The sequence below is a fragment of the Sneathiella sp. genome (genome assembly GCF_029233945.1).
Taxonomy (GTDB): Bacteria; Pseudomonadota; Alphaproteobacteria; order Sneathiellales; family Sneathiellaceae; genus Sneathiella.
Genome location: NZ_JARGOQ010000011.1, coordinates 1 through 26,981 on the forward strand (window position 1 = coordinate 1; position 26,981 = coordinate 26,981).

At 54.8% G+C, this 26,981-nt stretch carries 25 protein-coding genes; 16 read left to right on the plus strand and 9 right to left on the minus strand.

Annotated features, from left to right (window positions below; all coding sequences use genetic code 11):
• The first annotated feature begins 247 nt into the window (after positions 1-247).
• Positions 248-790: a MarR family winged helix-turn-helix transcriptional regulator gene (locus P1U71_RS05400; RefSeq protein ID WP_301104535.1), complete on the plus strand. Its 543-nt coding sequence runs from the start codon at positions 248-250 to the stop codon at positions 788-790.
• A gap of 247 nt (positions 791-1,037) precedes the next feature.
• Here P1U71_RS05400 and P1U71_RS05405 read toward each other — a convergent pair whose 3' ends face one another.
• The gene (locus P1U71_RS05405) at positions 1,038-1,727 is read right to left on the minus strand and encodes a crotonase/enoyl-CoA hydratase family protein (protein WP_301104536.1); all 690 of its coding nucleotides are present in this window, start codon (positions 1,725-1,727) and stop codon (positions 1,038-1,040) included.
• 88 nt (positions 1,728-1,815) lie between these two features.
• Here P1U71_RS05405 and P1U71_RS05410 point away from each other — a divergent pair, with 88 nt between their 5' ends.
• Positions 1,816-2,367 carry a TetR/AcrR family transcriptional regulator gene (locus P1U71_RS05410; RefSeq protein ID WP_301104537.1) on the plus strand — a complete coding sequence of 184 codons (552 nt, stop codon included), beginning with the start codon at positions 1,816-1,818 and terminating at the stop codon, positions 2,365-2,367.
• 69 nt (positions 2,368-2,436) lie between these two features.
• On the opposite strand, the gene P1U71_RS05415 is transcribed toward P1U71_RS05410, so the two are convergent.
• Together P1U71_RS05415 and P1U71_RS05420 are read right to left on the minus strand one after the other, a co-directional pair.
• Positions 2,437-3,684 carry an acetyl-CoA C-acetyltransferase gene (locus P1U71_RS05415; RefSeq protein WP_301104538.1) on the minus strand — a complete coding sequence of 416 codons (1,248 nt, stop codon included), beginning with the start codon at positions 3,682-3,684 and terminating at the stop codon, positions 2,437-2,439.
• A 27-nt stretch (positions 3,685-3,711) separates the two neighbouring features.
• Complete coding sequence (locus P1U71_RS05420; RefSeq protein ID WP_301104539.1) at positions 3,712-4,488, minus strand: SDR family NAD(P)-dependent oxidoreductase; 777 nt, start codon at positions 4,486-4,488, stop codon at positions 3,712-3,714.
• A gap of 309 nt (positions 4,489-4,797) precedes the next feature.
• Here P1U71_RS05420 and hemP point away from each other — a divergent pair, with 309 nt between their 5' ends.
• From hemP to P1U71_RS05480, 12 genes are all read left to right on the plus strand, one after another.
• Positions 4,798-4,971: a hemin uptake protein HemP gene (hemP, locus tag P1U71_RS05425; RefSeq protein ID WP_301104540.1), complete on the plus strand. Its 174-nt coding sequence runs from the start codon at positions 4,798-4,800 to the stop codon at positions 4,969-4,971.
• A gap of 82 nt (positions 4,972-5,053) precedes the next feature.
• Positions 5,054-7,087, plus strand: coding sequence for a TonB-dependent hemoglobin/transferrin/lactoferrin family receptor (locus tag P1U71_RS05430; RefSeq protein ID WP_301104541.1), 2,034 nt, complete (start codon positions 5,054-5,056; stop codon positions 7,085-7,087).
• Complete coding sequence (locus P1U71_RS05435) at positions 7,081-7,944, plus strand: energy transducer TonB (protein ID WP_301104542.1); 864 nt, start codon at positions 7,081-7,083, stop codon at positions 7,942-7,944. The genes P1U71_RS05430 and P1U71_RS05435 overlap by 7 nt, the downstream gene beginning before the upstream one ends.
• 15 nt (positions 7,945-7,959) lie before the next feature.
• Positions 7,960-9,051 (plus strand): ChuX/HutX family heme-like substrate-binding protein, encoded by a 1,092-nt coding sequence (locus tag P1U71_RS05440; RefSeq protein WP_301104543.1) that lies wholly within the window; start codon positions 7,960-7,962, stop codon positions 9,049-9,051.
• Positions 9,041-9,649, plus strand: a complete 609-nt coding sequence (locus P1U71_RS05445; RefSeq protein WP_301104544.1) for a MotA/TolQ/ExbB proton channel family protein — start codon at positions 9,041-9,043, stop codon at positions 9,647-9,649. The genes P1U71_RS05440 and P1U71_RS05445 overlap by 11 nt, the downstream gene beginning before the upstream one ends.
• Complete coding sequence (locus tag P1U71_RS05450; RefSeq protein ID WP_301104545.1) at positions 9,646-10,077, plus strand: biopolymer transporter ExbD; 432 nt, start codon at positions 9,646-9,648, stop codon at positions 10,075-10,077. Before P1U71_RS05445 ends, P1U71_RS05450 begins: the two co-directional genes overlap by 4 nt.
• On the plus strand, positions 10,074-10,907 hold the full coding sequence (locus tag P1U71_RS05455; protein ID WP_301104546.1) for a hemin ABC transporter substrate-binding protein: 834 nt from the start codon (positions 10,074-10,076) through the stop codon (positions 10,905-10,907). The genes P1U71_RS05450 and P1U71_RS05455 overlap by 4 nt, the downstream gene beginning before the upstream one ends.
• A 23-nt stretch (positions 10,908-10,930) precedes the next feature.
• Entirely contained in the window at positions 10,931-11,947 is a 1,017-nt protein-coding gene (locus tag P1U71_RS05460) for a FecCD family ABC transporter permease (protein ID WP_367281134.1), read from the plus strand.
• Positions 11,944-12,708 (plus strand): heme ABC transporter ATP-binding protein, encoded by a 765-nt coding sequence (locus P1U71_RS05465; RefSeq protein ID WP_301104548.1) that lies wholly within the window; start codon positions 11,944-11,946, stop codon positions 12,706-12,708. The genes P1U71_RS05460 and P1U71_RS05465 overlap by 4 nt, the downstream gene beginning before the upstream one ends.
• An 88-nt stretch (positions 12,709-12,796) precedes the next feature.
• Positions 12,797-12,979 carry a hypothetical protein gene (locus tag P1U71_RS05470; RefSeq protein WP_301104549.1) on the plus strand — a complete coding sequence of 61 codons (183 nt, stop codon included), beginning with the start codon at positions 12,797-12,799 and terminating at the stop codon, positions 12,977-12,979.
• Between the two features lie 68 nt (positions 12,980-13,047).
• Positions 13,048-13,941, plus strand: coding sequence for an alpha/beta hydrolase (locus P1U71_RS05475; protein ID WP_301104550.1), 894 nt, complete (start codon positions 13,048-13,050; stop codon positions 13,939-13,941).
• A 71-nt stretch (positions 13,942-14,012) separates the two neighbouring features.
• Positions 14,013-15,761, plus strand: coding sequence for an AMP-binding protein (locus tag P1U71_RS05480; protein WP_301104551.1), 1,749 nt, complete (start codon positions 14,013-14,015; stop codon positions 15,759-15,761).
• A gap of 81 nt (positions 15,762-15,842) precedes the next feature.
• On the opposite strand, the gene P1U71_RS05485 is transcribed toward P1U71_RS05480, so the two are convergent.
• The 3 genes from P1U71_RS05485 to P1U71_RS05495 all read right to left on the minus strand — a co-directional run bounded on the left by P1U71_RS05485 (position 15,843) and on the right by P1U71_RS05495 (position 19,590).
• Positions 15,843-16,922, minus strand: coding sequence for a saccharopine dehydrogenase (locus tag P1U71_RS05485; protein WP_301104552.1), 1,080 nt, complete (start codon positions 16,920-16,922; stop codon positions 15,843-15,845).
• Between the two features lie 14 nt (positions 16,923-16,936).
• A complete protein-coding gene (locus P1U71_RS05490; protein ID WP_367281132.1) occupies positions 16,937-18,445 on the minus strand; it encodes an aldehyde dehydrogenase family protein in 1,509 nt (502 codons plus the stop codon).
• A gap of 134 nt (positions 18,446-18,579) precedes the next feature.
• Positions 18,580-19,590 (minus strand): lipid A deacylase LpxR family protein, encoded by a 1,011-nt coding sequence (locus tag P1U71_RS05495; protein ID WP_301104554.1) that lies wholly within the window; start codon positions 19,588-19,590, stop codon positions 18,580-18,582.
• Positions 19,591-19,801: 211 nt separating this feature from the next.
• Between P1U71_RS05495 and P1U71_RS05500 the strand changes: the two genes are divergently transcribed.
• Positions 19,802-20,626: an enoyl-CoA hydratase/isomerase family protein gene (locus tag P1U71_RS05500; protein WP_301104555.1), complete on the plus strand. Its 825-nt coding sequence runs from the start codon at positions 19,802-19,804 to the stop codon at positions 20,624-20,626.
• Between the two features lie 74 nt (positions 20,627-20,700).
• Complete coding sequence (locus P1U71_RS05505) at positions 20,701-22,335, plus strand: acyl-CoA synthetase (RefSeq protein WP_301104556.1); 1,635 nt, start codon at positions 20,701-20,703, stop codon at positions 22,333-22,335.
• Between the two features lie 21 nt (positions 22,336-22,356).
• On the opposite strand, the gene P1U71_RS05510 is transcribed toward P1U71_RS05505, so the two are convergent.
• From P1U71_RS05510 to P1U71_RS05520, 3 genes are read right to left on the minus strand one after another with little or no spacing between them, the layout of a single operon-like run.
• A complete protein-coding gene (locus P1U71_RS05510) occupies positions 22,357-24,594 on the minus strand; it encodes an arylsulfatase (RefSeq protein ID WP_301104557.1) in 2,238 nt (745 codons plus the stop codon).
• Positions 24,595-24,654: 60 nt separating this feature from the next.
• The gene (locus tag P1U71_RS05515; RefSeq protein ID WP_301104558.1) at positions 24,655-25,830 is read right to left on the minus strand and encodes an acyl-CoA dehydrogenase family protein; all 1,176 of its coding nucleotides are present in this window, start codon (positions 25,828-25,830) and stop codon (positions 24,655-24,657) included.
• A gap of 43 nt (positions 25,831-25,873) precedes the next feature.
• Complete coding sequence (locus P1U71_RS05520; RefSeq protein WP_301104559.1) at positions 25,874-26,965, minus strand: nitronate monooxygenase family protein; 1,092 nt, start codon at positions 26,963-26,965, stop codon at positions 25,874-25,876.
• Positions 26,966-26,981: the final 16 nt, after the last annotated feature.

Below are 26,981 nucleotides of genomic sequence, written 5' to 3' on the forward strand. Positions count from 1 at the left end.
GCTATTCCCTGTTTTATCCCTGATAATACCGAATGCCATGTGTTGATGATCGTGAAATGGTCCGCATCTTGACATATCACTCCGGTGTCGGAATCAGATCAATAAGCGGCGTAAATATTTGCTACAGGTCTGTTTCAGTTCTATACACAGCTATGGCGGATCATGCAGAGTTTCTAATGTTCGACATTGAGGGCCGCTGAAGGCGTAATGCCGCAACTTTAAGACAATTATAGTCAGACAGAAAAAATTGACAGCTGAAGCAGGTGCAACGACCCAGGCTATTCTTGAGCCTCGGGATCATATCAAGCCCGATGACCGGATTGCTCATCTCGTCAGGGATCTCGCCCGAGGATTTACCCGGTCATTGCAAACCCGTTTGGGGGATCATGGGGTGTCTTTCGGGCATTGGATTTTCCTTCTGGCCATGTGGCACAAGGATGGGGTGACGCAGCGCGATCTCGCGGTGCGGGTGGGCTTGACGGAGCCGACTACCCATACGGCGATCACGAAAATGGTTGAGCTTGGTTACGTCAGCCGTCGCCGCAGGGCGGGGAACCTGAAAAAGCAATATATCTTTCTGACGAACGAGGGGCGGGCACTGGAGGATAAACTTGTGCCGCTTGCTCAGGAAGTGAATAAAGTCGCGCTCGATGGGATTGATGATAAGACGCAAAAGATTGTTCGTAACAGTCTGCTGGCGATGATTCACAACCTTGCTGTCGATGAAGCGCATGCGCTTGCCGATGGGAAGAAAATCCCCTCGACAAGAAGCCTTGGCATAAGAAGCTGATGGGGGATAACTTCTGGTCCTATGGCATCAACGGCAATGAAGCGACAATAAACACATTTTTCGATCACCGCCATCGACAGGGCCTGTCGGCGCGGCGGGTCACGATCGAAAAACTGTTCCCCAAGAATGCAGCGGAAAACTACAGTCCATGATGTTGCTTGGGTGAGACATCCAGAAAGATGATATGCAGGCTAGGAAATATCGGTTTCCATCGCATATGTTGGCAAAAATAAATTGACTAGGCGGCCTAGTTAATTAGTCCATCTTTTTGAGCGCCTTCGCGGATAGCCGACAGTACCTTGGCGTTCAAGCGGGCCTTGGTGCCGATATAGCTCTCCTTATCGAGCATTTTTACCAGATTTGCGGCCCTTTCGAAGACGCAGGGCTGCAATTTCTCAGGCTCCACGACGTCGTCGAGATAGCCAGCCCGGCATGCGGCTTCCGGGCCAAACATTGTTGCTGTCGTAATCTGTGCGAAGGCTGGAGGTGTGAGGCGATGCCGTGCAAGCTCGAGCGCGAAATGGGGAACGGTAAGCTTGATTGCAACTTCATTTAACCCCATACGCCAGTTTCCATGTGCGCCAATGCGAATATCGGAAGAGAGCATGAGAAAGGCGCCCATCGGGTAGGCATGCCCGGTGCAAGCGACAATAATCGGTTGCGGATGCGTTAAGAATTTCTCCACGAGACGAAAGCCGGCGGCAACCATTTCTTGTTTTTCCTTTTGACCGCCACCGAGGACTGCAAGATCAAACCCGGCTGAGAAAATTCCTTCACGCCCTGAAAGTACGGCAACTTCAGCCGCCTCTGATGCCTTGTCCAACTGCGCCCCGATTTCTGCCAGCATCTCCGTCGACATTGCGTTGACCTTGCCATCGTCGAGCGTGATTGAGGCGATGCCGCCTTCCAGAATTTCCAATGTTGTTCTTGTCGTCATTTTTTTTTACGCTCCTTTGTGGATTATTTTTATATGTAGACCAGTCACTATAATTTGACTATAGCGACCAGTCAATATAGAATTGGGTATGAAAGAATCGACACAGCATAAGCATAATCTTGTTCATACCTCCATGCGGCTATTTCGGCGGCAGGGCTATGCGTCAACAGGGCTTCAGCAAATCCTAGCCGAAAGCGGGGCACCGAAAGGATCGCTCTATTACTACTTTCCAAGCGGAAAGGAAGGGCTGGCGGAGGCTGCCGTTGAAATGGCGGCGAATCTGATCTGCGAAACCCTTGCGGATCTGGCGAGGCGCTACCCTGAGCCTAAACAATTTATTGTTGCCTATTGTGACGTCGTTGCGGGCTGGATGGAGGAATCTGATTTCCGCTCGGGATGTCCGATTGCAACCACGATGCTGGAGACCGCACCTCAATCTCCGGTTTTGACCAAAGCGGGAGAGGCGGCGATGGATCGCTGGATCGGGCAGATTTCAGCGGTATTTGAAGGATCGGAAATGGACGCCGAGCAAGCTTACAAGGAAGCGGAACTCGTCGTGGCTGCCATAGAAGGGGCTCTGATCATTTCAAGAATAAGAAGGTCTTCCGCCCCTATTCGGCAGTTGGCTCAGCTACTGTAGATGCCGGCTGGAGATAAAAAAGAGCCCGGATTTCTCCGGGCTCGATCTATCTGCAAATATAGAAAATGCCTAGCTATCAAGTCGTTCGACAATGATCGCAGGAGCCATTCCGCCGGCGGCGCACATGGTCACCAGTCCGCGCTTTTTATCCTGCCGCTCAAGTTCATCAAGCAAGGTGCCGATCAGGATCGATCCCGTGGCTCCGATGGGATGACCAAGCGCCATTGCACCGCCATTGACATTCACCTTGCTGCGGTCAAGTTTCAGATCGCGGATGAATTTCTCGGCTACGACAGCAAAGGCCTCGTTTATTTCCCAAAGGTCGATATCGTCCAGCGTGAGGCCAGCCTTGGCGAGCGCTTTCTTCGCGGCGGGAACTGGTGCGTTCAGCATCAATGTCGGGCAATCCCCCATATTCGCTGTAACCACAATGCGGGCGCGGGGTTTGAGGTTATGCTTCTTCGCATAATCACCGGAGGCCAGCAAAATAGCCGCCGCACCATCGACAACGCCCGAGGAGTTGCCGGCATGATGCACATGGTCGAATTCCTTGATCTCAGGATATTTGCGGGTAATCAGGCTGCCATAGGTGTTCCCGGCTTCATCAATGACAACATCGCGGAACATGCTAAAAACAGTCTTGAGCCCGGCAAGGCTCTCCATGGTCGTGCTGGGGCGCGGGAATTCCTCCCGGTCGAGGGCGATGGAGCCATCCTTGTTTTTTACCGGAATGATCGACTTATCAAACCGGCCTTCCTGAATTGCCTTGTCGGCGCGCTTCTGGCTTTCAACGGCGAGTTCATCGACGGCTTTCCGGTCAATTCCTTCCAGCGTGGCAATGGCGTCCGCACAGACACCCTGCTGTGATTGCGGATGCATTTCGCGAAGATCCAGATTGCCGCCGTCAAGCATCGACGGCTTGTTGGGGTCCGCGATGGAAGCGGTATAGCTCATCATCTCGGTCCCGCCCGCGATGACCAGATCTTCCATGCCGGACATAATCTGCGCCGCCGCGAGGTTGACCGTGGTAATGCCCGACCCGCAAAAGCGATCCAGCGTCATGCCAGAGGCCTTGATGTCGTATCCCGCCGAGAGAGCCGCCATTCGGCCAAGATCATAGCCTTGCTTGCCGACCTGGGTTGAGGTGCCCCAGATGATGTCATCCACATCGGCGGTATCAAAATCATTCCGTTCAGCAAGAGCGCCGAGAACAGTTGCGCCAAGATGCTGGGGGTGAAGATGGGCGAGGGCGCCCTTGCCAACTTTGCCAATACCACGCGGGGTTCGGCAGGCATCAATAATATAGGCTTCAGTCATTGTTTTGATCCTTGTTATTGCTTGTTTCTATCGGGGCGCCATACGGATTGCGCCATCAAGGCGAACGTCTTCCCCGTTAAAATATCCATTCCGGCACATTTCAAGGGCGAGAGAGGCATACTCCTCCGGATTGCCAAGGCGGGACGGGTTCGGAACCTGCGCAGCGAGGGCGGCTTTCACCTTGTCTGGCGCTCCTTGCAGCAGGGGCGTGTTGAACAGGCCTGGCAAAATTGTGTTGACGCGAATGAGTTCCTGCGCGAGATCGCGGGCAATCGGAAGGGTCATCCCGATCACCCCGCCTTTCGAGGCGGAATAGGAGGCCTGGCCAACCTGTCCATCCTCTGCGGCGACAGAAGCCGTGTTGATAATCACGCCGCGCTCTCCTTCGATGGGATCAAGGGTCATCATGCCCGCTGCCGATTTTGCAATGCAGCGGAAAGTACCGATAAGATTGATCTGGATAATCATCTCGAACTTATCCAGCGGAAAATGTTTGATTTCGCCGGTTTCCCGGTCCCGGCTTGCCGTCTTCACTGCATTGCCGGTGCCGGCGCAGTTTACAAGAATTCTCTCCTGGCCGAGCTTTTCGCGAATGGCGGCAAAGCCGGCATCGACATCCTCTTCCGAGGTGACATTAACTTTCGCAAAAGCTCCGCCGATTTCACTTGCAATCGCTTCGCCCAATTCTTCGTTCAGGTCAAAGATACCTACTTTCACGCCGGAACTCGCCAGCTTTCGAGCTGTTGCTGCGCCAAGGCCGGACGCGCCGCCCGTGACAATCGCAGTTATTCCATCAAGGTTCATTGTCGTTCCATCTCCATCTTAATTTTCTTGTTTAGAGAATAATGCCCCGTTGCTCGTTATCCTTAGTTTTTTGGCATCGGCACATTGATCAGCTTTATATAGCGTTAATTTAAGCGGAGAGATGACATAAAGATAGAGAAAAACGACCTGCCATATCCGGACGAGAGGGGATTTCTCTATCCGGTCCGCATTATCTCTTAATTGATAATAATTCGCATATTCCAGTTGACTCTTATCTGCGCTATTGATAATCATTCCTAGAAATTAAGCCAAAATATTGTAATTGCAAACGAAATGAACGGTCGCATCATGTTGGATAATCAGTCCGGTCGCAAAAGTGGTAAGCGGACGATTATGCTTGTGGATGACACCCTGCAAAGCGGTGAATTATTCGCACATGGCAAGGAGCTGACGATCGCCCACAATAGTGAGTTTTACAAATTGCGGCTTACCGGAAACGGAAAACTGATCTTAACAAAATAAGCTAATAGCCCGCCACCCAGCCACCCGACGCTTTCGGCAGCCAGGCAGCAAGCAAACGCGACACTACTAGAAAGCTGTTGTAATGCGTCGAACTCTGCCGCTTGCCTGTCTGGGCGCGCTTCTCTCAAGCACTTGTCTTACGTCTTCTTTCGTTGCCATGGCGGATGAGACGCCGGCCGTATCGCTGGATACTGTCACCGTATATGCCACGCGTAGCCCGCAATCCTCTTTTGAGGTGCCGGCTATGACCTCGACGGTTGAGGCGGATGCGCCCGGCAATGCCATGGCGGGGGATACTGGGGATCTTCTGGAATTTACTCCGGGCGTCGAAGTTGCCAATGGTCCCCGCCGCAATGGCCAGACAGTTTCGATCCGCGGCTTCGACGATGAGGCGATTATCACGATGATCGACGGGCGGCGACAGAATTTTGAGGCGGCGCATGATGGCCGGTTCTTTATCGACCCGTCGCTTTTAAAGCGTGTCGAAATCGTCAAAGGATCATCTTCGGCAATATACGGGGGCGGCGCAATAGGTGGTGTCATCGCCTTTGAAACCAAGGATGCGGCTGATATGTTGCTGCCCGGTGAGACATGGGGCGTTTACACCTCGGCAGGATATCGGACGGCGAGCAAGGAATATTCGCCGGTGATCTCAGCCTACGGGCGGACCGGCCCCTTTGATATCATCGGTGTCGCGGCGCTTCGTAATTCCGGCGATATCAAGCAAGGTGACGGCAATGAGCTGATTTCGGAAGACAACCTGATCTCAGGGACTTTCAAAGTCGGCTATAGCTTCAATGACTTCAATACCGTGAAGTTCCTGTATCAGGGTCTTCATAACGATGGAACGGAGCCGAACAATGGTGGCGGCGCCGTCACTGCTGAAAATCCCGTTGTCGAGAAAAGGGTCAATGACAACCAGTTTGGCATCAAGTACGAGTTCAGCGACCCGTCAAATGACTGGCTGAATCCAAAGCTGCATCTTTATTACAACGATACGGAAGTGCGCGAAGAAGACGTGAGCGGCACCAACGCCGGGCGGGTGCAGACACGCGATATGAACACTATCGGATTTACTCTGGATAATCAGACGGCCCTTGGCGTCAGCGATATGCAGAAGCATACGCTATCCTATGGCTTTGAAATTTATCATGATGATCAAACCGGGACGACGACAAACGGGGGAACGCGTCCAGGTGTGCCGAATGCAGACGCCACCAACTACGGCTTTTATGTGCAGGATGAAGTCGCGCTGCAGACGGACGCTGGCCGTTTCCTGATCATTCCAGCGGCCCGGTTTGATTCATATCGCAGCAGCGATGACGCCGGTAATTCCCAGAATGAGCACAAGGTTTCACCGAAGCTCTCAATGAGCTACCTGCCAAATGACAATCTTATGTTTTTCGGCAGTATTGCCCAGGCCTTTCGTGCGCCGAATTTAACGGAAATCTATGCTTCCGGTCAGCATTTTCCAGGTGGCGGCCCGATCCCGGACAACTTCTTTGTACCTAATCCCAATCTGCGACCTGAAACGGTGACGACGTTTGAAGTTGGTGCGGGTGTCAATTTCGATAATGTTATTGCGGATAAAGACGAGGTGTTGGTGAAGGGCTCCTGGTTCATTAGTGAAGGGGACAACTTTATCAGTGAAGAAGTAGATATTTTTGGTGGGACGACGGAATTTGTAAATATTCCTAATGCGCGCCTGAGCGGTTTCGAGGTGGACGGGCAGTATCAGCTTCATCCGATTACGGCGAAACTGGGCCTTTCCTATGTCGAGGCTGAGAACAGGGATACTGGCGAATATCTTTCGAATAACGTGCCGTTGACGTTGGTTGCGGATCTTTCTTATAGCGCAACGGACATCGATAGTATCTTCGGCCTGCGCGGCCGGTTCGCGGCGGCCAACGATAAAGTCGGCGGCGATAATCTCTCGACTGCGGGGTATTCTGTCTACGATGTCTACTATCGCTGGATCCCGAGTGAGCCGGGACTAGAGACATTGACGGTTGATCTCGGTGTCTCAAACATACTCGATAAGGCCTACACCACCGCTTTTGCCACTCTTCTTGAAGAAGGGCGAAGCTATAACGTCAGGGTAGCTTATAAATGGTAGGGGCGGCGTTCGCACAACCGGTGGATTGGGGCAAGAGATGGGTTGTCTTTCTTGGCCTGTCCATCTGTGCGAACGCCTTTCTCTTGATGCAAGTCCATCCGATTCCGAAAATCGAGCCAATCTTCGATATTCCTATCCTGAAGGTGAATTTGATGACGTTGGCCCGTCCGGCGATCTCAAGCCCACCGGTTGAAACAAAGGTGGAACCTGTAAAGGCTCCACCACCTCCACCACCGGAGGCGGTTCGTGTCAAACCTGTTGTCACGACTCCCTTCGCGCCGGAGAAGGTTGCGGTTATTCCCAAGCTGCCGCAGCCGAAGGCCGAACCTGTTCGGGAAGCGAAAGCCCAGCCGGTTCCGCGTCCCAAGGTTCGGCCTGCCGCGGCGCTTGCACCATCGACCGAGACCAAGACGGTTCCTCCGGTTGAGATGGCAAAGATTGTTCCGGAGGTCCTTGAAAAAGTCCCGGAGAAGAAAGTTGTGAAGGAAGTCGTCGCCAAGCCGGAGCCACAACCGGCACCGGAGTCCAAGGTTGTTGCGGCACTCCCGGATGGCAGTAAGGGCCGGGGTGAAGATAATTCGACCGTCGTTCACGAGGCGCGTTATCTCCATCAGGTGGCGCCCTCCTATCCACGCCGGGCGCTGGATCTGGGCCAGCAGGGGACCGTGACACTGCATGCGGAAGTTTTGCCGAGCGGCACGCCGCGGGATCTTAAAATAGCTCAGTCCTCCGGGCATCGCTTGCTTGATATGGCGGCCATGGCAGCCGTCAAGAAATGGAAATTCGAGCCAACCAGTGTCGATGGAAATGCCGTCGTCAGCTGGGTCCGTGTTCCCGTGAATTTTATTATCCATTAGGAGCCAGAAACAACAATGAGTGAATCAGTTCAAACAGCGACAAAGCTGACGCCGGAAGAAATCAGAGTAGAGTATGAACGGCTCAAACAAGAGGGCGGAATACGCGCCCGAAATGCCGCAACCGAAATCGGTGTTTCCGAAGGCCAACTGGTGGCGGCGCGTGTCGGGGCGGAAGCCACCCGCCTCAGCGACGATGCCGAGGCAATCCTGAAGGCCGTGATCTCTCTTGGAGAAGTGATGGCGCTGACCCGCAATGAGCATTGCGTTCATGAGCGGAAGGGCATCTACGAAAACCCCAGCTTCTTTAAACATGGGCCCATGACAACAGGCTTGTTCGTCAATCCCGATATCGACCTTCGTCTGTTCATGGCGCAATGGAAATATGCCTTCGCCTTAACCGAGACGGGCAAAACCGGCGCCCGCAAGAGCCTGCAGTTTTTTAACGGCGCTGGCGAGGCTGTCCACAAAATCTATCTCACCAACCATTCCGATGAGGACGCCTATGATGATCTGGTTGCAATGTATCGCCACGCTGAACAGGATACGTCAATCGAAATTGAAGGAACAGCGCCTAAGGCAGAAGAGCGTCCGGACTCAGAAATTGACTGGCAAGGATTCCGTTCCGCCTGGGAAAACCTGAAAGACACCCATGACTTCTTCCCCATGCTTCGGAAGTTTAAAGTCGGGCGTGTTCAGGCGCTGAAAAAGATCGGCACGGATTTCGCGGCAGAGCTGGATAACATTGCGGCGCGATTGGTACTGGAACTCGCGCGGGATCGTAATTGCGAAATTATGGTATTTGTCGGGAACAAAGGCTGTATCCAAATTCACACCGGCCCGGTCAACAAACTGGTAGAGGCCGGGGGATGGTACAATGTTCTCGATCCCAAATTTAACCTGCATCTCGATGAAGCCGGGATCAGCCATAGCTGGGTAACAAAAAAACCCTCCGTTGATGGGCTCATTACGGCTGTCGAGATATTCGATACCAACAATGAGTTGATCGCGACCTTCTTTGGCAAGCGGAAACCCGGTGTGCCGGAACTGACCGAATGGCGTGAAATTGTCGACAGCCTGCCACGCAAGGAGATATCGAATGTCGCCTGAGTGGCTTACATTCGCGCTTCCTGACTGGTTTTCCCAAATGGGATTGATGGCTTGGCCGCTCGCCATATGCTCCGTCCTGGCCGTTGCGGTCGGGCTGGAGCGGCTGGTATTTACTGCCCGGGCGGCGTCAAAGACAAAGATGCATTATGAACGGCTGGCCGATTACTTGCGCGCCAATAAGGGCCACCCGAAAGCTGTCCGGGATGAGCTTGTCGGGCTGGCGCTGAATGATTTCAGGCGCCCCTATTACAGCGGGATCAAACTGCTGCGGCTGATCGGCATGATCAGCCCGATCATCGGATTGCTTGGAACCATTCTGGGGATTATCGCGGCATTCAGGGTGATCTCCGTACAAACCGGCCCGGTATCGCCCGCCCTGATCGCCGATGGCTTGTGGGAGGCGATGCTGACGACCGCGGCTGGCCTGATGATTGCCTTGCCGGCGCTTCTCATGGCGCATTTTTTCAGTGCGTTCAGCGATAGGCAGTTAGAGCGCTTTTGCCTGGAACTTAATCGCCTGTCGCTTTCCTTTGAAATGGCAAAAACGCGACCGGCCCGTGAAGTTGTTACCCTGAATACCGAGGCGCGCCGATCATGATCACGCTTCAGTCAGAGGACCCGCACGGGGGCACCTTGCGGGATCTTGCACCGGATCTGACGCCTATGCTGGATATCCTGTTTATCCTGCTGGTATTTTTTCTGTTGACCGTCGGAACCGTGCTGCGTTCGCTCGACTTGCAACTCCCTTCCGCCGTTGAGGAAGAATTAGAGCAAATGAATGAGCCCCGGCATCTCATGCTTGAAATCCGGGAAGGTTCCTACGCACTTGATGGTGAGGAGTTTGCTCATTTTGTAGAGCTTAAAGAAGCGATCAAGAAGAGCCGGCTGGCTCAGCCGGATCATGAAATAATCGTCGCCGGTGATCGTCAGATTTCAATCGAAAAATTACTCAAAGTGCTGACATACCTGCAGTCGCAAGGGATTGAGGCCGCTAATATTCTTATGCAAAAAGATACAAATCCATGATCAGAATTTTCACTATTTTATTTGTTTTCATTTCTGCGGCAGCGCATGCGGACGCGCCCAAGAAAATAGTCTCGGTGGGCGGTGCGCTCACAGAAACAATCTATGCCCTTGGTGCGGGAGACCTTGTCGTCGGCAGCGATACGACAAGCTATTACCCCCCGGCCGCGGCCTCCGCGCCCAAGGTCGGATATATGCGGGCGCTGAGTGCGGAAGGGATTTTGTCGCTAAGCCCGGACCTTGTCGTATTATCTGAGGAATCAGGCCCGCCGAACGTGCTCGAACAATTGAAGAGTGCAGGGGTTCCCATGCTGGTCCTTGATGCGGGCCGCACGATTGAGGATGTGAAAGAAAACATTAAAATTCTTGCGAAGACACTGGATAAGCAAGGAGAAGGCGCCGATTTGATTGCGGGCATCAGCAAAGCCGAAACTGCTTTGAAAGCGGCCGTCGCCTTAGAGAAAACACCGAAATCAGTCATGTTCATTCTGCAGCATAGTGGGGGAGCCCCCATGGTTGCCGGATCAAGAACCGCAGCGGACAGCGTCATCAAGCTGGCCGGTGCGACAAACGCCGTAACAGGATATGAGGGATATAAACCCCTGTCTCCGGAGGCGGCAACGAGTTTAGCTCCTGATATCTTGCTGGTGACGACCCAGGGGCTTGAGCAATCGGGGGGCAAAGCGTCGCTTTTGGCGGCTCCGGGAGTGTCGCTCACGCCAGCAGCAAAAAACGGGTATGTTGTAGCGATGGATGCCCTTCTGCTGCTCGGCTTCGGACCGCGGACGGCCGAAGCTGCCCTCGAACTAAATCGTCAACTGAATAATCCATGAGCTTGCCCGAAAAGGCCGTTGGTATGCCGGTTTTCCTGAAACGGATAAAATTCTCGGCGTTGCCGCTACTTGGCCTTCTTCTGCTCGGGGCTGCCTTGGTTTCCGCGTCGATCGGGGCCGTTTCAATTCCACTTTCGGAGATTGTCGGAGGGACCCTGACGGACCAGCAGATGGCGGTTTTGAATTCCATCAGGTTTCCGCGTGTCTTGCTCGCTGTCATTGTCGGCGGGGCTTTGGCCGTATCCGGGGCCGCGATGCAGGGCCTGTTCCGTAACCCGCTCGCGGATCCGGGGTTAATCGGTATTGCGACAAGTGCGGCCCTGGCCGTTGCCATCGTCATTGTGCTGGCCGGGCCGATTGCCGGGTATTTCGGACTTTACGCCATGAGCGTGGCCGCGTTCACCGGCGCGCTTGCCGCCTGTTTTGTGATTTTCCGGTTCGCCAGGCTGACCGGAACCTTCTCGGTTACCTATATGCTCCTGACCGGTATTGCGATAAACGCCCTGTCGGCGGCGGGTGTGGGGTTCCTGACATTCCTGAGTGATGATCAACAGCTCAGAACCCTGACCTTCTGGACCATGGGGAGTCTCGGTGGGGCTTTGTGGGTGTCCGTTATTGTTGCCGCGACCATTATCATTCCATCTGCCTTGATCCTTGTTAAAAATGCGCGGGAACTCAATGTGCTATTGTTGGGAGAGAGTGAGGCGCGGTATCTTGGCGTTGACGTTGAGCGGTTGAAACGAAGGATCGTCGTCTGCACGGCGTTGTCGGTTGGCGCGGCGATTGCCGTGAGTGGGATCATCGGGTTTGTGGGTCTTGTGGTACCACATCTGATCCGATTGACCCTTGGTCCCGACCATCGCCTGCTTATCCCGGCCTCGGCCTTGCTGGGCGCGATCCTGTTACTGCTCGCCGATACTATCGCGCGAACGATTGTCGCGCCCGCGGAGATGCCCGTCGGTATTTTGACGAGTATGATCGGCGGGCCGTTTTTTCTCTGGCTGCTGGTCAAGCAATATTCCGGGAGGTTTGGCCTGTGATTAACGCAGAAAACATTGTTTATTCCATTGGCGGGCAGCGTATCCTCGCGAATGTGTATGCGACCTTCACGCCCGGCAAAGTCACGGCGATCCTCGGCCCGAATGGCGCAGGAAAATCGACACTGTTGAAATGCCTGACCGGGGCGCTGAAACCGGATGAAGGTAAAGTGTCCCTAGAGGGAAAGGACCTGCGGGATTATTCCCTGACGGAGCTGTCCCGTCGGCGTGCGGTTCTCTCGCAGGCAAATCCCATCAGCTTTCCCTTTACGGCCCATGAAATTGTTGTGATGGGGCGCAATCCCTATTCGCTTGAGAAAACCACCGCCTCAAATGCGGAGATCGCGGATGAGGCTCTGACGCTTGTTGATGCCTGGCATCTACGGGACCGATCCTATCCGACTCTTTCCGGCGGGGAGCAGCAGCGGATTCAGTTCGCGCGGGTTCTGGCCCAAATCTGGGAGCAGGAAGGCGCCTGCCTCTTTCTGGATGAGCCGACCTCTGCGCTTGACTTAAAACACCAGCATCAGCTGATGGATTTGGTGCAAAAACTTTGCGCCGAGAAAAATCTCACGGTTATCATCGTCATGCATGATCTCACTTTGGCCTATCATTGTACGGATCGTTGCTTTTTTATCCGGGAAGGATGGATTCGCGGTGGTGGTGAGTCCAAAAAGCTGATCACCGCCGATACTATTTCCGAGATATTTGACCTGCCGATGGAATATGCCGCCATGAGGTTCGGTATGGAACTCACCGGTTAGCTCATCCCATCCTTCTATGCTTTGGGGAAATTCGCCTTTGGATTAGCATGCCTTGCCGCCGGTTCGGGCGGGCAGTTGGAAGGGCGAAATGTCAGGGCAGGACAAGAAAAACCCGGAAATTATTGTGATCGGTGCAGTGACAATCGCCGAAGGCGCTCTTAAGCGCGTAAATGGCCGGATGACGTCATCTGAGATGCCGGGTCTCGGCATGACGCGGGTTGGGAGAGCCGGTCCTGATCCTCTCCTGATCAGTACGCTTGCGCAGGGCTAGGGTAAGCGCGTAAAATTGATGCAGAGCAATCTTCCGGGATCACCGCATCAACAGAAAGAAGAGAAGAAATGTCAAAAATTTCCGCAAACGGTATCGAAATTGAATATGAAACCTGGGGGGATGCCTCCAATGATCCTTTTGTTCTCGTCGGCGGGGTCGGCGTACAGCTCACTGCCTGGAACGAGACCTTCATCAAGGCGCTGGTCGAGGCAGGATTTTATGTCGTTGCCTATGATAACCGCGATGTTGGGCTTTCCACAAAATTTGATGACTGGGGGCCGGCAGATATTCCTGCGGCCTTTGCACAAGCACGGGCGAAGGAAAAGGTTTCTGCGCCCTATACGTTGGAGGATATGGCCGATGATGCGGCGGAGCTGATCGCGGCGCTTGGGGTAGAAAAGGCGCATATCCTTGGAAGCTCGAACGGCGGTGCTATCGCGCAAACCCTTGCCTACCGGCGACCGGAATGCGTGAAATCGCTGGTCTCGGTCATGGCGACGTCCGGACGACGGGGATTGCCGCGCCCGACGGAAGCAGCTGCCAAATGGCTCAACCAGCTGCGTAATCCTGCCGGAACCCGGGAAGGCGCGGTGGAAGATGCCGTTGCGACCGCGAAGACAATTGGCAGCCCAGCGTTCCCCGTGGATGAAAAGATTCTAGGGGAACGTGCGATCGCCCTTTTCGAGCGTTCCTACTACCCCGAAGGGAACGGACGCCATCTCCTCGCGAGCCTTGCCTCAGGCGATAGCAGGGTGGCGCATTTGTCAGAGATTACCGCACCTGTACTCGTTATTCACGGACGGGAAGACCCGCTTGTTCCGCTTGGCTGCGCAGAGGATGTGAAGAATTCAATCCCCGGCGCGGAGATTGTTGTGATCGACGGGATGGGGCATGACATTCCGGACGAAGCCGTGCCGACCATGGTTGACGCGATTTTAAAGAACGCGAAAAGGACGAGCTAACTGTTCATGTGACAAGCCTGTTTGATTGACGTAAACTCCCGGGAAACAGAGACATGAACTGGGAGGAAATTATGTCAACTGTGCAGGATACAGGGTCTGCGCCGCGCGCGGCGGAGCAACAGTTTCAGCCAATTATCTCGCCGATCAATAACCAGTCTTATGTGGCGGGGGAGAGAACACACGCGCTCCGGCGCGAGACAATCCCCCAGATGCTGAAGGAGACGGTCGCGAGATTCGGCGCGCGGGACGCGCTCGTTTTTCCGCAGCAGGGCCTCACTCTCACCTACGAGGAATTCGACCGGCAGGTCGATGCACTGGCGGCCGGGCTTGTCGCACTTGGGCTCAGCAAGGGAGATCGTATCGGGATCTGGTCGCCCAATAATCTCGAATGGATATTGACCCAATATGCGACGGCACGGATCGGTCTGATCCTCGTCAATATCAATCCGGCCTACCGCCTGTCGGAACTGGAATATGCGCTCAACAAATCGGGCTGCAAGGCGCTAATTGCGGCGGACAAGTTCAAGACGTCGGACTATCTCAAGATGATCCGGACGCTGGCCCCGGAACTGGAGCATTCCGAGCCAGGTCAGCTGAACGCCGCGAAGCTGCCCGCCCTCCAGATCGTTATCGGCATTCATGACAGCCCCGGTGCGGGGATGTACGCCTTCTCTGATATTGCGGGGCTTGTAGGCGCGGGAGAGCTGGCCGAACTCGATACGATTACGGGTAACCTGTCGCCCGATGATCCGATCAATATCCAGTTTACCTCCGGCACAACCGGTGCGCCCAAGGGCGCGACTCTGACCCATTACAACATCGTCAATAATGCGACCCATGTGGTCGGGCGGATGAATTTCACCGAGGCGGATCGGCTCTGTATTCCGGTGCCGCTTTATCACTGTTTCGGGATGGTGATGGGCTCTTTGGGCTGTGTCAGCACAGGAGCGGCGATGGTTTTCCCCGGCGAAGCCTTCGATCCGGCAGAAACTCTGCAGGCGGTTGCAAATGCGCGCTGCACGGCGCTTTACGGGGTTCCGACGATGTTTGTTGCCATGGTTGGTCATCCGCTCATCTCGGAACTTGATTTTTCCAGTCTGCGCACCGGGGTGATGGCGGGCGCGCCTTGTCCGATTGAGGTGATGAAGAAAGTCATCGATCATATGCATATGTCGGAGGTCACGATTTGCTATGGGATGACCGAAACCTCCCCGGTGTCTTTTCAGAGCAATGTGGATGATCCGCTGAAGAAGCGGGTCTCTACCGTCGGCCGTATTCATCCGCATGTGGAGGTTCGCATTGTTGATGAAAATGGCGCGGATGTTCCCGTCGGCGCCCAGGGCGAGCTCTGGACGCGCGGTTATTCCGTAATGCGCGGCTACTGGGATGACGCGGAAAAAACAGGGGAGGCGATCGTTGATGGCGGGTGGATGCGCACAGGCGATCTCGCCGTTCTCGATGAAGAGGGATACTGCCAGATCGTTGGCCGACTGAAGGACATGATCATTCGCGGTGGCGAGAATGTCTACCCGAGGGAGATTGAGGAATTCCTCTTTACTCATCCGGATATTCAGGAAGTGCAGGTCTTTGGCGTGCCGGATGAAAAGTTCGGAGAGGAAGTCTGCACCTGGATCGTCACCCGTGCCGGATCAGCGCTTGATGAAGAGGGGGTGAAAGACTATTGCAGGGATCAGATTGCGCATTACAAGGTACCGCGCCATGTGCGGTTCGTCCCTGAACTGCCGATGACCGTCACCGGCAAGCCGCAGAAATTCATCATGCGGGATGAAATGATCAAGTTGCTGGATATTGAGAAATAACCGGTTAATAGGATGATATCGGAATTAATATTTTAGATTATAAAAATATATCAATATATTGATTTTAATCATATTTTTTATTTATATTCTTAATTCAGATATCTTTTCATCAAATATTTTGGAAGCCCTACCCCATACACCGCTCTTAATATCAATGAGCGCAAGGAGAGAAGGAAGAAGCTGGGCGGCGTAATCCTCGCTGCTCTCCACCGGGAGCATGGAGGGCAGATTATCAATCGCCATCACATCGAGGGGCGACGTCCCGTCGCTGACACGGATAACCGGATTATCAAAGGATGTCGCGTGATCATAGATCGGGATGGGATTATAGGGACTGCCGGGATCGCAGGAGACATCGGCAATAACCGAAAGGCGACGTGGTGTCGTCAGTGCTGATTTGGGCACGAAAACGGGAACGCCTTCCTGCGCGAGAATACAGTTTACAAATATATCATGCGTTAATATTTCAGGATAGGGTCCGCCATGGGCGGTTTCGGCCATGTCCCATTTCGTCACTTTGAGGTTGAGCGCTTCGAAACAATCGCTCGCGCCGTTACCGACGCGGCCAAGGGCACCAATGACGATCGCATTGGGTTTTTCACTTCCTGAATTGAGCGCGTGCGTCAGATCCTTTTTAAGGTTGTTGATTAAAACATCGCGCCCCGGATAAACATCGATCTTTTCCTGTCCGGGACCTTTGCCGAATTGCTCCGCGAGCCAGACCATCATGCCAACGGCAGCGCCGGCAAAGCCCGCCCAGTATCCGAAGGCGGCAACGCGGCGACCTGTCTCGTCCGTCAGATATTCCAGATCATAGAGTTTGCCGCCGCCTTTCTTGAACCGGCGGAGAAGGGCAGGGCCGTCCGCCTGTCCCTTGAAGGCATGGCCGAACATGATATGCCGGTGGACGAGCGGCGATGTCTCCACGGGGAGTTCCTTGAGGCCGAAGATGATCGCATCTTTGGGGGCGTTGGGCCAGCTTCCCTCCTCGGCGATTTCGCAGCCGGTTTCCCGATAGGAGGAAATGGGGATGGCACGATTGCTGCTTTCTTCGACCGTTACCCGAAATCCGCCGGCTATCAGGGACCGGACACCCTCTGGCGTGATACCGACCCGCTGTTCATTTTCGCGCTGCTCCGCGCGGACCCATAGATGTGTCATGCTTTTTCGTTCTCTCAGATATCGAAAGAGACACCCTGCGCAAGGGGGAGTTCTTTGGAGTAGTTAACGGTGTTGGTCGCGCGGCGCATATAGCCCTTCCAGGCGTCCGATCCGCTCTCACGCCCGCCACCGGTTTCCTTCTCCCCGCCAAAGGCGCCACCGATTTCAGCGCCCGAAGTGGCGATATTCACATTGGCGATGCCGCAGTCCGATCCCGCTGCGCTCAGGAACAGCTCCGCTTCCTGTATATCAAGGGTGAAGATGCAGGAGGAAAGGCCGGCACCCACCTCATTATGCATGGCGATGGCATCCTCCAGATCATCATACTTCACGACATAGAGGATCGGTGCGAAGGTCTCCTGCAGGACAACGCCTTCATGCTTTGGGAGTTCGACGAGCGCAGGGCGGGCGTAATAGGCATTGGCGTGGCCATCCTCCACCCTCTCTCCGCCGGTTATTTCTCCACCGGCCGCCTTTGCGGCACCAAGGGCGGTCTGCATCTGGTCGAAGGCCTGCTTGTCAATAAGCGGTCCGACCAGCGCGCCGCTCGTCAGCGGGTTGCCGACGGAGACGGACTGATAGGCTTTCTTGAGCCCCGGCACCAGCTTGTCATAAACAGAGGAATGCACGAACAGGCGGCGCAAGGTGGTGCAGCGCTGTCCCGCTGTTCCCATGGCACCGAAGGCAACGGCCCGCAAGGTCAAATCGATATTCGCACTCGGCGCGACGATGCCTGCATTGTTGCCGCCCAGCTCCAGAATGACGCGGCCAAATCGTTCCGCCACCTTGGGGCCGACAATTTTTCCCATCCGGGTGGAGCCGGTCGCGGAGATAAGGGCGATATCAGGGCTTTCCACAAGCGCCGCACCGACTTCCCCTGTGCCGTTAATGACCGACAGAAGCCCCTCCGGCGAGTCGCCGAAGCGATCCAGAGCGCGGGCCATGATCGCCATGCAGGCAAGCGCCGTGAGCGGCGCCTTTTCGGACGGTTTCCAGATCACCGGGTTGCCGCAGACAAGGGCGAGGGTTGTATTCCAGGACCAGACCGCAACCGGGAAATTAAAGGCAGAGATAACGCCAACCGGTCCGAGCGGATGCCATTGTTCCATCATCCGATGGCCCGGGCGTTCGGTCGCAATGGTCAGGCCATAGAGCTGGCGGGAGAGGCCAACGGCGAAATCGCAGATATCGATCATTTCCTGCACTTCGCCCGCCCCTTCGGACGGGATCTTTCCAACCTCAATCGAAACCAGTCGGCCAAGGTCGTCTTTGGCGGCGCGCAACTCCTCCCCGAACAGGCGGACAAGCTCACCCCGGCGCGGCGCGGGTACGGAACGCCAGACGGCAAAGGCGGCTTTGGCCTGTTGAATTGTGGCGGCGACATCTTCTGTGCTATCGCTTTTTACTGCCGCAATCTCCTCTCCGGTCAGCGGGCTTGTTACGCGCAAGTTTCCGCCGGTGTAGGAGGCTTCCTTCACCCCGAGGCGCGAAAGCAGTTGGGTGGTTTCTTCAGCCATTTGCATCGCATCTATTCCTTCTTTTGCTATGAGCTTCTGGCGATTGCTGCGTCGCCCTGTTGGGTTTACTTCTATCGTTTATTAACAAGATAGGAAAGAGCGGGAAAAAGGCGCCACTATTTTTTTGATTTTGGTATTGATCAGAATGGGAGGGACAGGCTGATAGCGCCAAATTCATCGCCATTTGTCTGGCCTTTATATTCGCGCGACCGGAAGACATGGGTGAAGGCGAGCCGCGCCGACTTGATGGTCAGGGCAACGCCTAGCTGTGCATCGGCGACAAGCGGTTCCTTGTCCACGCTGCGGCTGTCGGCCCAGGTGTTTCCGTCCAGGAAAATATTTCGCGCCACGGCTCGCGCATCCAGCCCGGCGAAGAAATAGAGGCCGATATCATCCTGCTGCTCAAAAAAGCCGGAGCCGGGAAGGCCGGGCTGAATACGCGGCGGGCCATAATCGTTGGGCAGATTCCAGCCAAAGCGCAGTGTCGCGCCGGCATTGGCGTAAGTGTAGATATTACCAAGCGCTCCGCCGATATGCGGCGTGGCGTCAATTGAAAATCCGTTGATTTCCGTCGAGACAAGCGCCCGCCAACTCCGTTGATAAGTCAGGACCAACCCCGGCTCATTTTTAAGCTGGTAATTCCAGCCTTGCGGATCCGGGGAGTGAACAACCTCATGAACATATTCCTGAGTTTGCTCCGCGAGGGACGCAGGACCAACGATACCGAGCTGCAGTTGCAGTTGATCAAGCTGCGTCTCTCCTGTCTCGACAACTATGCCGACCGCGCCGTAAAGCCAACCCGCATAAGGGCGTTCATTGAGGGGCGGGTTCTGGTCCGAGATATCATTCGGTGTGTACATATTCTGGCCGACGGCGTAGCTCGACCGGACTTTGCCATTCTCCGGGAAGAAGGGGAGAAGCCGCGCCGCCTTCAGCGCCCATTGCGGGGCATAATCCGGCTCTGACATCCAGGCAAGCTGAATACCGTTTGTATAGTCCCTGTCGAGCCCGAAGAACAAATCATTCTCAAGGACGAGGGTAAAGGTGCCGGAATCCTCTGTCTCTGCCTCCGCCGCCTCATTGGCAAACGCCTGCGTGGCTGACGAGGACAGCAAGGCAAGGGCGGCTATGGCGGTTCGAAGCGATTTCATCCGCAGGCTTTATCCGTAGATAATGGTGAGAATTTGTCCATATAGGTGCGATTTTGTAGCGGAGGGCCTTTGATTTGTCACGTGAAGAGATAAGGGCAGGTTATTTTGATCGTTTTGCTGAGAGAGATTAGCCTATACTGATGGCAAAAGAGCAGGGCGGCGAAGATCACCAAATAACAAGCAACGCAAAAAAAGACCGGAGGAACAGGGAATGGCTCAACTCACACTCGATCGGCAGGGTAACATCGGTATCATCCGTTTCAGCAATCCGCCTCAGGGCTATATGGATGGGGAAACGGAAGGCGAGCTTGAGGTGGCGCTGACGGAGGTGGAGGGAGATCCCGAGATACGGGTAGTTGTCCTTACCGGCGCAGACGAAGATGTCTTTATCCGCCACTATGATGTAGGGGTGCTGTATGAGCGAAGTAAGGCAATGGCGGCGCGTGGCCTTACCTTCGATCCCGCCCGTCCAGTGCCGGAATCCCTGATCCATAAATGCTATCGGCGTATTGAGGCCATGGGCAAGCCTTTTATTGCGGCCATCAATGGCTCGGCGATGGGCGGCGGATTCGAGCTCGCGCTCGCCTGTGATATCCGGATTGTGAAGGACGGCCCCTATGACCTGGGATTGCCGGAGGTTAATCTTGGCATTTTGCCAGGTGCAGGCGGCACCCAAAGGCTGACGCGGCTTGTCGGCAAGGCGAAAGCATTGGAGTTGATGCTGCTCGGGCGGACTGTGAGCCCGCGGGAAGCATTGGAACTCGGTCTTGCCAGCTTCTGCGTGGAGGGGGACGTTCTTGAAGAAGCGCTGGAGGTCGCATCGCTTTTGGCATCTCGCTCTCCCCGCGCGATCAGCCATATAAAGGATTTGATCCAAGGGATAGATGATCGGCCGGTCGAAGATGGTTTTGCAAGGGAGAGAACGCTTTTTTGCGACCTGATGGTCGATGAACGGGGGCTGGAGGAAATGGGTAAAATGGCAGCGGGAAAGCGCGATATTCGCGATCCGGCGCTTGCCCGGTTTAAAAGAAATTGAGACGGGCCGGCACAATAAGCTAAGCTGCGCCGAGAAATATAAAAACTAAGGCTACGTCAGTATGGGAGATGACGATGGATTTGGGTCAATTCAACCGCGATTATATATCTGCGGCAAAGGATTATCGCGTTGATATTCCAGATGATTTTAATTTTGCTTATGACATAATCGACAAGCGGGGAGAGGGTAAGGATGGCGTTGCCGTCATTGCCGTGTCCCGGGATGGAGAAACGGTCCGGGAGATTACCTACTCGGACTATGCAGAGCAGTCGGCACGCCTCGCCAATGCCTTTTTATCCCTTGGCATTACAAAAGGGGATTTCGGTTGTCTGGTGATTGGCCGGATACCCGAGTGGTATACGGTCCTGTTTGCCTGCATGAAGGTCGGAGCCATCTCGATGCCGGGAACGAACTTGCTGACCGCAAAGGATATTGCCTATCGGGTTCAAAAATCCAAGGCGCGCTTCGTAATTGTCACGCCGGAGCATTGCGAGAAGGTGGATTCGGTGCGGGATGAATGCCCGACCCTTGAACATTTCATCGTTGTGGGCGGCACGCATCCGGGTTGGCTGTCATTCGATGAGCTGGTTGCGAATGCGGCACCAACGCTTGATCGTAAGGATGCGCCTCCGACGGCTGCCTCTGATATGATGATGGCCTATTTCACATCCGGCACAACGTCCATGCCAAAAATGGTGCCGCGCGATTTTGGCTATGCGCTGGCACATGTGGCAACGGCGCTCTTCTGGATGGATTTGAAAGAGGGCGATGTTCATTGGACGTTGACCGATACTGGCTGGGCGAAGGCGGCATGGGGCCTGCTGTTCCCGCCGTTGCTGGCGGGCGCAAAAGTCGTTCTCTATGATGGGGAAGGGGCGTTTGATGTAGATTTTCACCTGAGCATGATCGAACAGCTTGGGGTTTCAACATTTTGTGCGCCACCGACCGTCTATCGTCTGTTCGCGCAGCATGATCTAAGTGGAAGCAACCTTTCCTCCCTGCGCCGTTCTTTGGGCGCCGGGGAGCCGCTTAACCCGGAAGTTATCCGTTACTGGCAGAAACATACCGGCAATGTTATCGCCGACGGTTATGGCCAGACGGAAACCATCAATATCGTTGGTAATTTTCCGGGAATGGAGCCGAGGTTTGGCTCTATGGGCAAGCCGGTTCCGGGATTTGATATCGATATCATCGATGATGACGGCAATCGCCAGCCGGATGGGGAGGTTGGCCATATTGCAATCCGGGCGGATAAAGGCAACTGGCCGCCGGGCCTGTTCGATGGCTATTACACGGGCGGTGAACCGGATACGGGATCATTCCGTCATGGCTGGTATTTTACCGGAGACACCGCAAAACGTGACGCGGATGGCTATATCTGGTTTGAAGGTCGGGCGGATGACCTGATCAGCTCCGGCGCCTACCGGATCAGTCCGTTCGAGGTGGAAAGCGCGCTCCTCGAACATCCTGAAGTCGTTGAGAGTGCCGTGATCGGTATTCCTGATGAAACACGCGGTCAATTGGTCAAGGCCTATATCATCCTGAAGAACCCGGAAAAGGGAGGGCCGAACCTTGTGACCGATATTCAGGATTTTTGCAAGAACCTGACCGCTCCCTATAAATACCCCCGGCAGATCGAGTTTGTGGACAGCCTGCCGAAGACTATCTCGGGCAAGATCCGCCGGGTGGAGCTTCGCGAAGAAAATTGAGGGAATTCAGGGTGGCGCAGGTTATTCCCGCGCCATCTCCGCCTTGCCAACTCCCTCTCCATCAAGGGTTTGGGTATCCATATGGACCGTTACCTTGCGCAGGAACCCGTCAAACTCGAACGGCGATGCATAATCACCAACCGGGTTGCCGCGATCCCGCCCGATGTCCAGCCCGGACCAGGATATCAGCATGAAGAAGCCGAGATGGCTCTCGACTGATCCGGCATCCTCCCCATCGATGGTGAGCGTATAACGGCTCTGGCCCATACCCTTGCCCATGCGTGGCTTCTCTTCTTTTGTCAGGCGCTCAACCCGGAGGCCGAGAAGATGACGACCGGGCGCAACTTTCTTGCCCGATGTGACAACCACATGCTCGCCGCCGATATTCAGGTCATGCACCAGATAACCATCTTTCATGAACAAGCTGTAGCCTGAGGTCGTATCTCCATGGGCGATCAGGACGCCGTTGCTGGCTTCGTTCAGAATATCCGCGTCCGCTTCAATACGGTAATTGCGGCTGCGGAGGTCCGGTGCCACATCAGAAGGGATATGGCCGACACCGCGATGGAAAATCGCGATGTTCCGGTCTCCCTGTAATCGTTCGGCATTTTCTGCAAAACGCGGCGCAAAGCGGTCATCCAGAGGCAGAACCTGGTTGTTTCTGGCTTCTTCCCACCAGCTTTCGATCATTTTTTCCAGGCGCTCCGGGTGTTCTGTTGCGAGGTCTTTACTTTCGGAGAAGTCTTCGTTGAGGTTATAGAGCTCCCACTGGTCATTTTCGAACGGTGTTCCCATGGGATGAAAGGCCACGGCTTTCCAGCCATCCTGCCAGATGCCGCGATGACCGAACATCTCAAAATATTGCGGTTTATCTCGGGATGGAGCCTCCGATTTTAACAGGCTATCCTTGAAGCTCTGCCCTTCAATCGGTTGCTGCTTAACGCCATTGATGGATTCCGGCGGTTCGATATCCAGAATATCAAGGAGGGTTGGTACTACGTCGGAGCAATGGGCAAATTGATGCCGCAACTCTCCGCGTGCAGGAAGGCCCTTCGGCCAACTGATAATCAACGGATCACGGATGCCGCCGCCATGGGTATTCTGCTTGTAGCGTTTCAGCGGGGAATTTGCCGCCATGGCCCAGCCATGGGGGAAGTTGGTGTGGGTATCGGGTCCGCCGATATCCTCGATCCGCGCGAGTTTTTCTTCCATCGGCTCGGGGCGAAGGTTAAACGGGCCCATGGCATTGACCAGCCCGTTTCGGCCGCCTTCCTGGCTTGCGCCATTATCGGAAAGGACAAGGATCAAGGTGTTGTCCATCTGACCGGTTTCTTCGAGAAAGTCGATCAGTCGAGTGATATGCCTGTCGGTGTGGTCCAGCATGCCGGCATAGGCGGATTGCAGCCGGGTATAGAGGCGCTGCTCATCCTTCGTATGCTCTTCCCACGCCTTGACGCCGTCATTGCGGGGGGGCATTTGAGTATCTTCCGGGACGATCCCGAGTTCTTTCTGGCGGGCGAGACGTTGTTCGCGCTCCTTGTCCCAGCCACCTTCAAACATCGGATCATAGCTTTTGATAATGTCCTTTGGGGCCTGATGGGGGGCATGGCAGGCCGCGAAGGCGCACCAGAGGAGCCAGGGCGTTTCTTCTGCTCCCGCCTGATGATCGGCGAGCATGCGGATAGACTGATCCACAAGATCCTCTGTCAGGTGATAGCCGCTTGCATAGTCGCCCGGCGGATCGATATGGCCATTATCGCGCACTAACTCCGGGGCATACTGGTCGGTCTCCGCATCCAAAAAACCATAGAAGCGGTCAAATCCCCGGCTCAAGGGCCAGCCATCGAAAGGACCCGTCGGTCCGCTTTCATTGAGAGGGTTTACATGCCATTTGCCGATCATATAGTTGCGATAGCCGTTCGGGCGCAGCATCTCAGCGAGAGTTCCTGCCGATTTCGCAATCTTGCCGCGATAGCCGGGATATCCGCTGTCGAAATTGGCAAGGCACCCGACACCAACGGAATGATGGTTTCGCCCAGTGAGCAAGGCTGCCCGGGTGGTCGAGCACATGGCCGTCGTATGAAAACCGGTATAACGGATGCCTTTTTCGGCAAGTTTGTCGATGGTCGGCGTTTTGATAGGGGAGCCATAACAGCCGAAATCAGAAAAGCCCACATCATCAAAAAGAACCACAAGAATGTTCGGTGCATCCTTCGGTGCCTTAACCGGGTCCGGCCAAAAAGGTTTATACTCGTCCATTGAACTACTCCCTCTCGCTTTGCGCGTTATTGATTTTTGGTTTGTCCGTGTGGTCCGATGTTAAATCCGCACGGTGCCCGTCTTGCCAATTCGATCAAAGGTCTTCCGGGCAATATTAAGCTGATGGATCTGGCTGGTGCCTTCATAGAGCCGGAACAATCGAACATCGCGGTAGAACCGCTCAATGCTGCTGTAATCCGCGACATAGCCGGAGCCGCCAAATATCTGCACCGCCCGGTCGGCGATCCGGCCGCACATTTCGGTTGCAAAATATTTGCACATGGAAGCTTCCAGAGTGATATCGATCCCTTCGTCACGTTTACGGGCCGTATCAAGGATCAGGGTCCGCGCCGCTGCAACATCCACATGACTGTCGGCAATCATGGCCTGGATCAGCTGAAAATCGCCGATGGGATGACCAAACTGTTTTCTTTCCTGGGAATATTTCGCCGCATCGTCCAGCATCCGCATGGCCGGGCCGGTGCTGAGCGCGGAAAGGTGAATACGCTGCTTGTTGAGCGCCTTCATTGCTGTCTTGAAGCCAACACCCTCTTCGCCGCCAAGTAATCGGTCCGGGGTGATTTCGCAATTTTCGAAATGAACTTCCGAGACGGGGGAGCCGGACTGCCCCATCATTTTATAGGCCGGGCCAACGGTAAGGCCAGGAGTGTCCTTATCGACCAGAAAGGCGCTGATACCGCGATGGCTGTCGTCGTCAGGATCAGTCCGTGCGAAAACCGTGAACAGGTCAGAAATCGGCGCATTGGTGATGAATGCTTTTGAGCCGTTCATCACATAGTGATTACCCTTTTTGACAGCGGTTGTGGTTAGCGCTGTCGCCTGTGACCCCGCTTCCCGTTCGGTCAGGGCGAAGCAGCCGACAATCTCGCCAGCGGCCAGCTTGGGCAGATACTTCCGTTTTTGTTCCTCGGTGCCGTCAACGATAAGGGATTCGCTGCCGATCCCGGTATTCGAGCCAACGCGCGCGCGATAGGCAACCGAGCAGTAGGAGAGTTCGAACGCCATCAGCACCAGCTCTTCCGTGGTCAGGCCAAGTCCGCCATATTCCTCCGGGATGGCCCAGGCGAAGTATCCACGGGCCTGCATATCGTCGACAAGATCCTGCGGCACTTCATTGAGTTCAGCGACGCGATCCTCGTTCGGGATGGCAACTTTTTCGACCCAGTCGCGAACTTCCATGCGTTGTTTTTCTAGTTCTTCTTTATCGCGAATCATGTGCTTGTCTCTTTTGAATAAGATGGTGATGGTAGAGGACTGGTTAGCTAGCCAGAAGATCACTCATGCTGGATAACGCTGCGTTACTTTCTGAAACGAGCCGCTGCACAATTTCTTCGACGGTCATGAGTTCATTGAACCATGCAATGCTCTGGCCGGTTGCCTCATAGATCAGCGGTTCAATCTCATGCTCATCTATGCCGGCAATAATGTCTGCCGTCAGAACCTGTTGATATGGCATTTTGAGTGGTTTTGGCGCATCCGGTTGATCCCATTCTTCTGACCAGGCGGACTTGATAAGTCGGCAGGACTTTCCGCTATGGCTGAGGGAAATGGTGGTGTCCAGACTGTTCGCTTTGAGCAGCTTGTTCAAAAGCGCATCACAAAGCGCATGTTCCTTGGAGGCGAGCCACGCCGTGCCGAGCCACACCCCTTGCGCCCCCAGCCCGAAGGAGGCCGCGATATGTCGGCCATGACCCACGCCACCGGCGGCGAGGACGGGAATGTCTCCCGCTACGTCAACAACCTGCGGGACGAGGGAGAACGTTCCGATCGGTCCGGTGTGGCCACCTGCGTCATAGCCTTGCGCGACGATAACATCGACGCCCGCTGCCTTTGCCTTTTCCGCATGGCGCGGCGCACCGACAAGGGAGAAGGTGATCTTGCCGTAGTCCTTGGCCTGGCTGATCATTTCCGCGGGCATACCGACGGCGGAGGCAAAGCTGTGGGCATCTGATTCAAGGGTTGCCGCGAGCTGTTCTTCAAATAGCTGTTGGGAGCGGATTTGGGAGGAAAAGAAGGTCGGTTTCGTTGCCTTTGGGACGTTGTATTTTTTTGTCAGATCACGGATAAATTGCTGATGCTCTTCCGGCAGGTTCAATTTCGTGCCGTCGCGATCGGTATCATCGCCGACAGTAGTTGGCAACATCAGGTCAATGCCGAAGGGCAGGTCGCCAAGTTCTTCTTTCATGACCCGGGCGACTTCAGTAATTTCGTCCGGCATACTGCGGGCGGCGCCGAAAACCGGATATCCTCCTGCTTTGCCCAGGGCCACCATGACATCGACGTTGTGGGCCAGGCCGAAAATCGGGTAACGAATGCCCATCTTCTTAGCAATAGGGGAGGTTAAAGCCATGACCTTTTCCTTCTTC

Coding starts and splice junctions, on each gene's coding strand:
- P1U71_RS05520 (WP_301104559.1), bottom strand. CDS start 26,965: ATGGCTTTAACCTCCCCTATTGCTAAGAAGATGGGCATTCGTTACCCG.
- P1U71_RS05410 (WP_301104537.1), top strand. CDS start 1,816: ATGAAAGAATCGACACAGCATAAGCATAATCTTGTTCATACCTCCATG.
- P1U71_RS05405 (WP_301104536.1), bottom strand. CDS start 1,727: ATGACGACAAGAACAACATTGGAAATTCTGGAAGGCGGCATCGCCTCA.
- P1U71_RS05460 (WP_367281134.1), top strand. CDS start 10,931: ATGCCGGTTTTCCTGAAACGGATAAAATTCTCGGCGTTGCCGCTACTT.
- P1U71_RS05490 (WP_367281132.1), bottom strand. CDS start 18,445: ATGCAAATGGCTGAAGAAACCACCCAACTGCTTTCGCGCCTCGGGGTG.
- P1U71_RS05455 (WP_301104546.1), top strand. CDS start 10,074: ATGATCAGAATTTTCACTATTTTATTTGTTTTCATTTCTGCGGCAGCG.
- P1U71_RS05470 (WP_301104549.1), top strand. CDS start 12,797: ATGTCAGGGCAGGACAAGAAAAACCCGGAAATTATTGTGATCGGTGCA.
- P1U71_RS05480 (WP_301104551.1), top strand. CDS start 14,013: ATGTCAACTGTGCAGGATACAGGGTCTGCGCCGCGCGCGGCGGAGCAA.
- P1U71_RS05475 (WP_301104550.1), top strand. CDS start 13,048: ATGTCAAAAATTTCCGCAAACGGTATCGAAATTGAATATGAAACCTGG.
- P1U71_RS05440 (WP_301104543.1), top strand. CDS start 7,960: ATGAGTGAATCAGTTCAAACAGCGACAAAGCTGACGCCGGAAGAAATC.
- P1U71_RS05435 (WP_301104542.1), top strand. CDS start 7,081: ATGGTAGGGGCGGCGTTCGCACAACCGGTGGATTGGGGCAAGAGATGG.
- P1U71_RS05430 (WP_301104541.1), top strand. CDS start 5,054: ATGCGTCGAACTCTGCCGCTTGCCTGTCTGGGCGCGCTTCTCTCAAGC.
- P1U71_RS05450 (WP_301104545.1), top strand. CDS start 9,646: ATGATCACGCTTCAGTCAGAGGACCCGCACGGGGGCACCTTGCGGGAT.
- P1U71_RS05500 (WP_301104555.1), top strand. CDS start 19,802: ATGGCTCAACTCACACTCGATCGGCAGGGTAACATCGGTATCATCCGT.
- P1U71_RS05515 (WP_301104558.1), bottom strand. CDS start 25,830: ATGATTCGCGATAAAGAAGAACTAGAAAAACAACGCATGGAAGTTCGC.
- P1U71_RS05495 (WP_301104554.1), bottom strand. CDS start 19,590: ATGAAATCGCTTCGAACCGCCATAGCCGCCCTTGCCTTGCTGTCCTCG.
- P1U71_RS05485 (WP_301104552.1), bottom strand. CDS start 16,922: ATGACACATCTATGGGTCCGCGCGGAGCAGCGCGAAAATGAACAGCGG.
- P1U71_RS05505 (WP_301104556.1), top strand. CDS start 20,701: ATGGATTTGGGTCAATTCAACCGCGATTATATATCTGCGGCAAAGGAT.
- P1U71_RS05510 (WP_301104557.1), bottom strand. CDS start 24,594: ATGGACGAGTATAAACCTTTTTGGCCGGACCCGGTTAAGGCACCGAAG.
- hemP (WP_301104540.1), top strand. CDS start 4,798: ATGTTGGATAATCAGTCCGGTCGCAAAAGTGGTAAGCGGACGATTATG.
- P1U71_RS05415 (WP_301104538.1), bottom strand. CDS start 3,684: ATGACTGAAGCCTATATTATTGATGCCTGCCGAACCCCGCGTGGTATT.
- P1U71_RS05420 (WP_301104539.1), bottom strand. CDS start 4,488: ATGAACCTTGATGGAATAACTGCGATTGTCACGGGCGGCGCGTCCGGC.
- P1U71_RS05445 (WP_301104544.1), top strand. CDS start 9,041: ATGTCGCCTGAGTGGCTTACATTCGCGCTTCCTGACTGGTTTTCCCAA.